The sequence below is a fragment of the Larkinella sp. C7 genome (assembly GCF_006149005.1).
GTDB lineage: Bacteria > Bacteroidota > Bacteroidia > Cytophagales > Spirosomataceae > Larkinella.
In genome coordinates this window covers 1-610 of record NZ_VBSL01000092.1, presented here as the reverse complement: position 1 = coordinate 610, position 610 = coordinate 1, and the positions used below count along the sequence as shown (strand labels likewise).

Below are 610 nucleotides of genomic sequence, written 5' to 3'. Positions count from 1 at the left end.
TAAGGAAGAAATTTTCTTTTCCTTGGTCTATAAACACAATCAAACTTTACACCAGACTATCAAAGAAATTATTGATAAAAGACCTAAGAATCAGACTGATTTTCAGGTCAGCTATCTGGAAATATGTCGAGTACTTCAGGACTTATGCCAGCACTACCCCCTATATTTCGAAGGGATGATTGGGCCTATTAAGCTTGACCTTGACAAGAAAGAAACGCCTCAAGTCTACAAGGATATTTATCAGCTGGGGCTGGAGACCAACCAGCTCATTAGTCGGTTTGTCCAATACGGTATCGAGCTTGATTATTTGCAAGAGGGCCTGAATATTAATCATGTGACTATCTTTTTCTGGAGTGCTCTTTCAGGAATCATCCGCATGGCTGAAAATAAGAAGGCCTATTATCAATTGCTGGGCCTAGATAATCAGGATTTTTTCAATGAGGAGTATCTGAATCTCTTGCTCACTTTTAAGAAAGGATAGCTAATCATGAAAAAAAGAATCCGTTTGACTTTTCTGATAGTGTTTATGGCCGTTATCATTACAGGAGGTGCAACCATGCTTTCTATTGGAAAGAAGGCTACTATTCAGACCGACATCCACTTAAAGGGT

Annotated in this window: 1 protein-coding gene; it reads left to right on the top strand. The window is 39.0% G+C overall.

The genetic code is table 11. The features are described 5' to 3' along the window. Positions 1-481 (top strand): hypothetical protein (locus FH871_RS34505; protein ID WP_212768325.1); only part of this gene is annotated, 481 nt, incomplete at its 5' end. Positions 482-610: the final 129 nt, after the last annotated feature.